This is a genomic window from Leptolyngbya cf. ectocarpi LEGE 11479 (genome assembly GCF_015207065.1).
Lineage (GTDB): Bacteria > Cyanobacteriota > Cyanobacteriia > Phormidesmidales > Phormidesmidaceae > Leptothoe > Leptothoe ectocarpi.
The window spans coordinates 1-4584 of sequence record NZ_JADEXP010000447.1; the positions used below are offsets into that span (position 1 = coordinate 1).

4 protein-coding genes are annotated in these 4584 nt (G+C 51.6%); 2 read left to right on the top strand and 2 right to left on the bottom strand.

Features of this window, described 5'->3' with window-relative positions; all coding sequences use genetic code 11:
• Positions 1-346 precede the first annotated feature (346 nt).
• A complete protein-coding gene (gene thrS / locus IQ260_RS28030; protein WP_193996362.1) occupies positions 347-2146 on the bottom strand; it encodes a threonine--tRNA ligase in 1800 nt (599 codons plus the stop codon).
• Positions 2147-2476: 330 nt separating this feature from the next.
• Here thrS and IQ260_RS28035 point away from each other — a divergent pair, with 330 nt between their 5' ends.
• Positions 2477-2716: a DUF4327 family protein gene (locus IQ260_RS28035; RefSeq protein WP_193996363.1), complete on the top strand. Its 240-nt coding sequence runs from the start codon at positions 2477-2479 to the stop codon at positions 2714-2716.
• Between the two features lie 45 nt (positions 2717-2761).
• On the opposite strand, the gene IQ260_RS28040 is transcribed toward IQ260_RS28035, so the two are convergent.
• Positions 2762-4042, bottom strand: a complete 1281-nt coding sequence (locus IQ260_RS28040; protein ID WP_193996364.1) for a Na/Pi symporter — start codon at positions 4040-4042, stop codon at positions 2762-2764.
• Between IQ260_RS28040 and IQ260_RS28045 the strand changes: the two genes are divergently transcribed.
• Positions 4041-4584, top strand: a 544-nt coding sequence (locus IQ260_RS28045; RefSeq protein ID WP_193996365.1) for a Nif3-like dinuclear metal center hexameric protein, incomplete at its 3' end; no start/stop codon positions are given. The genes IQ260_RS28040 and IQ260_RS28045 overlap by 2 nt on opposite strands.

A 4584-nucleotide genomic window follows, 5' to 3' on the forward strand; every position in this document is an offset into this window, starting at 1 on the left:
CTCGTAGGATGGGTTGAGCCCATCGAAACCCATCAAGCTAGACACCCAAAAATCCCTTGGTGACAGATTTGTTTTTAGCCAGGATTCGAGAACACTGGCGATGAAGCAAAACCCGCTGCGTGGGGCTCCTCCGAGTTCCCCACACCCCTATGGGCAGGGCCGGGAACGCCGCCCTACAACCCAACGTATCAGGTTGTCCCTGATAGCAATTGATAGGGAGTTACGGTAGGGTCAGGGATTAGGTTTTTGAGATACTATCCCAAAATTAAACGGCCATAGGGAGTCTCCCTTATGGATGTCCCTACAGGTGTTATCAAAATGGGCTCCAACTGCTCAGTATTTCAGATTAGAAGTACCCATGGCTATCCAAGGCCGCTTTCAAACGAGTGATCACGTCCGAAACTGCGATCGCACCCAAATCTCCTTCCTGCCGCGTCCGAATACTGAGGCTGTTTGCTTCGACTTCTTTGGCACCAATTACCGCCATAACTGGGATTTTGGCTTTTTCAGAATTGCGCACCATTTTGCCAAGGCGTTCGCCGCTGCGGTCGACGACAACGCGTACGCCCAGCTGCAGCATTTGTTCCGCCACTTGCTCAGCGAAGGGCAGCTGCTCAGCCGTGACCGGCATCAGACGGACTTGCTCAGGAGCGAGCCACAGAGGAAAGAGGCCCGCGTATTCTTCGATCAAGATGCCAATCAGACGTTCTAACGAACCAAAGGGAGCCCGGTGGATCATCACTGGACGCTGGCGGGTGCCGTCATCAGCGACATATTCCAGTTTGAAGCGCTCGGGCAGGTTGTAGTCTACTTGGGTAGTGCCTAGCTGCCATTCGCGCCCCAGGACATCGGTAAAGATAAAGTCCAGCTTGGGACCATAGAAGGCAGCTTCACCGATGCCTTCAAAGTGTTCCATACCCAGGGTCTCAACGGCACGGCGGATGGCATTCTGGGATTTTTCCCAGACGTCGTCAGAGCCGATGTATTTATCAGAGTCGGGATCGCGGAAACTAAGACGAGCCTTGAAGTTGTCTAGCTGCAGGCTCTTAAAGACAGACAAGATCAGATCGACCACTTTGAGAAATTCGTCATCCAGCTGGTCGGGGGTGACGAATAGGTGGGCGTCGTCGACGGTAAAGCCGCGTACGCGAGTGAGGCCGCCCAGCTCACCAGATTGCTCGTAGCGGTAGACAGTGCCAAATTCGGCCAGACGCATGGGTAGCTCTTTGTAGGAGCGCAGTTCGTCTTTGTAAATCTGAATGTGGAAGGGGCAGTTCATGGGTTTCATCACAAACCCCATTTCGTTGGCCTTGTCCGCTTCGGTTTCCGCCATCATCGGAAACATGTCTTCACTGTACTTTTGCCAGTGGCCTGAGGTTTTGAACAGATCCACTTTGGCAATGTGGGGGGTAACCACGGGCAGATAGCCGCGTTTAACCTGTTCCTGCTTGAGAAAATCCTCTAGTGTGGAGCGGAGCAATGTTCCTTTAGGCGTCCACAGGGGTAGACCGGGACCCACATCTTCAGAGAATAAAAATAGACCCAGTTCCTTGCCTAGTTTGCGGTGATCCCGCTTTTTGGCTTCTTCGCGGCGGCGCTTGTACTCCTGCAGCTGTTCAGGGGTTTCCCAGGCAGTGCCATAGATCCGCTGCAGCTGGGCTTTGGTTTCATCACCGCGCCAGTAGGCTCCGGCTACGCTTTCTAGGTCAAAGGCTTTGGGGTGTAGTTTACGAGTACTTTCCACGTGGGGGCCGGCACACAGATCCCACCACTGGTCGGCGATGTGGTACAGGGTGATCGGTTCCTCGATGCTGTCTAAAATTTCCAGCTTGTAGGGTTCCCCTAGGGCCTCAATCCGCTTTTTGGCCTCTGCCCGCGATACTTCCTCCCGTTCTACCGGATAATCCTTTTTGATGATTTTAATCATCTCTTTTTTAATCGTTTTGAGATCCTTGTCAGAAAAGGGATCGGGATTATCAAAGTCATAGTAAAATCCGTACTCGGTCCAGGGGCCAATGGTGACCTGAGCCTTAGGCAATAACCGCTGTACGGCCATTGCCATGACATGGGAAAACGTATGACGAATGCGCTTTAGGTCATCGGACTCGTCAGTTTTGGGAAGGTATATGTTTTCAGACTCAGCCATGGGAACTGTTCGGGGTATATGCCGCATATTAGCTTAGACAGCCGCTATGGCTTTGGCAATATGTGACTTAAATTCGACTCAAATTCGTAAATGTGCCCTGTTGATCTGTATATTTAGTAGGATATCTATTGCATGCCATCGTTCATACCCCCGTTTCGTTCAATCTTCCTAAAGAGCAGTGTCAAACGAAGACTGGTGTGGTATGTTTTATCATTGTAAAATTCAACGCTTGTGAAATGTAGCGTTTGCGCCCTTACTTTTTCTAAAGACTAAGGCGCCTGAGTTTTTGATGTACGGCAAAGCCTTTCAAACAACTAAATCCTTTCGTTTATGCCTAAAACCACAACAGCTGCTCCATTGGTGTTACATCCAATGGCTAAGTTTCAGCGCCAAGTGAAGTCCCTTGTAGAGTCTGATGTTATTAAATCCACTGACAAACTGTGGAAGATAGCGTTTTTGTTTAGAGATAACTGGGAGCATTGGAAACATGAACTAGAAGAGTTCGAGTTTTCTATGCAAGATCCCATTAGCGATTTGTTAGCAGTGGAAAGTTGGGAAGAGGAAGCCTAGGGCCGCACCAGGCTGTGAACGGCTGCATAGGGCCTCCCATTATTGTTAGGTCATCCATGTAAACGAGAGCCACAGCGCTAGAAGCGGCACTGCAAAGAATAATCCAACCACATAGGCAACAGCTACTAGGCGAAAGCGTAGGGTTGTTGCCGCTAGTTTTTGGGCCATTGTTATGGGAATTTTCCTTAGGCCCGGTAAACCGTAAATCAGTACGACGGCTAGCAGGTTATAGCTTAAATGCACCAGGGCTAGCTGTTGAGCAACCGGGCTGTTAAGGCTTAGGGTGGCTAGTAGGGCGGTGATACAGGTGCCGATGTTGGCCCCAAGAATAAAGGGATAGATGTCCTCTAGGGTGACCATCCCAGTCCCTGCTAAGGGGACCGTTAAGCTAGTGGTCATCGATGATGATTGCAGCAGAGCGGTGGTGGCAGCCCCTGCAGCCAAGCCACCTAGCCTGGAGCCATGACCAATGCCCCAGTAAATTGCGGTCTGAGCCGGGGCGTTTAACCAACGTTTTAGCAGCCAGCCCAGCATAGTGACTGAGAGCATCAGTCCCCCTACGCTGCTGCTAAATAGCAACAGTGAATCCCATGGGCCGGCTAGGTGGTTGACCCCGTAGGCGATAAGCCAGCGAGTGGGCTGGATTAGCCAGTCTATGGGAGAAACAAAACTATCTGGCATCAAGGCGACATTAATGTTTTGGTTTAACAACCACTGGCTGAGGTGCTCTAAGGGATGCCACAACAGTTCTAATGGAAAGAAAATGACCAGGGCTAGCAGGTTAAAACAGTCGTGGATCGTCGCCGCTGCAAATCCTCGCTCAAAGTCGTCGTCGTTGCTCAGGTAACCTAGACTGACCAGGGTATTGGTAATAGTGGTGCCTAGGTTGGCACCCATGACAATGGGAATAGCGGTAGTAATAGGTAACCCCCCTGCGACTAGAGCAACCAAAAGGGCAGTAACAATGCTGGATGATTGGACCAGGGCTGTGGCCAAAATACCCAATAGCAGGCCCAGCCAGGGGTTAGCGGCCAGGGTCAACAGACCTTGTACCTGGGGACCGAGGATGGATTGAAACCCGATGTTTAACAGATCAATCGAGGCAAACAAGCCATAAATAGCGAAGAGGACACCCCCTGCATAGAGCCAGGATTGTCCTAAACTAGGTGTCTGAACCGGCTGGGCAGCTGTCTGATCGGGTGTCGGAGACTCTGCCGGGCTGTTGTCTGGGGAATCTGTCTGGGGGGCTGGCGATGCGATCGCAGCATCGGTCGGGTCAGCATCGACAACGGGATTTGAATCGCTTTGGGAAGAAGGAGTCACCATGAATGTTGATGCACTGATTAACTGGGTTGAAGCCTGGGCTCCGCCTGGGTGGCAAGAATCGTGGGATAACTGCGGCTGGCAGATTGAGCCTGGCATAGGGTCTCAACCGGCTGGGGTACTGGTGTGTTTGACACCCACCCTAGCGGTTATGGCCGAGGCGATTCGGCTTAAGGAGGAGGGTGCCCCAGTCAATCTGATTTTTGCGCATCATCCGCTAATTTTTAGTCCGTTAAAGTCGGTGACGGCGGGTGAGCCTGTTGCTGATATGGTACGTTTGGCGATTACCCATGGCATTGGGGTGTATAGCGCCCATACTAACTTTGACCAGGTGGCCGATGGGACGGCGGATGTGTTAGCTCAGCTGCTGCAGCTACAAAATTCGGTGCCGGTGGTGCCGACCCAGGAGGGGTTGGGCTACGGTCGCGTGGGTGATTTGCCTAGTTCACAGTCGCTAGAGGATCTGCTGGCGTTGATCCAGGCCAAGCTAAATCCCCCTAATTTAATTCACTCTCCATCGACAAATTTGCAACAGATGATTGAGC

Bases quoted from the DNA above. Each gene is read 5' to 3' on its own strand.
- thrS (WP_193996362.1), bottom strand. From the start codon at position 2,146: ATGGCTGAGTCTGAAAACATATACCTTCCCAAAACTGACGAGTCCGAT.
- IQ260_RS28035 (WP_193996363.1), top strand. From the start codon at position 2,477: ATGCCTAAAACCACAACAGCTGCTCCATTGGTGTTACATCCAATGGCT.
- IQ260_RS28040 (WP_193996364.1), bottom strand. From the start codon at position 4,042: ATGGTGACTCCTTCTTCCCAAAGCGATTCAAATCCCGTTGTCGATGCT.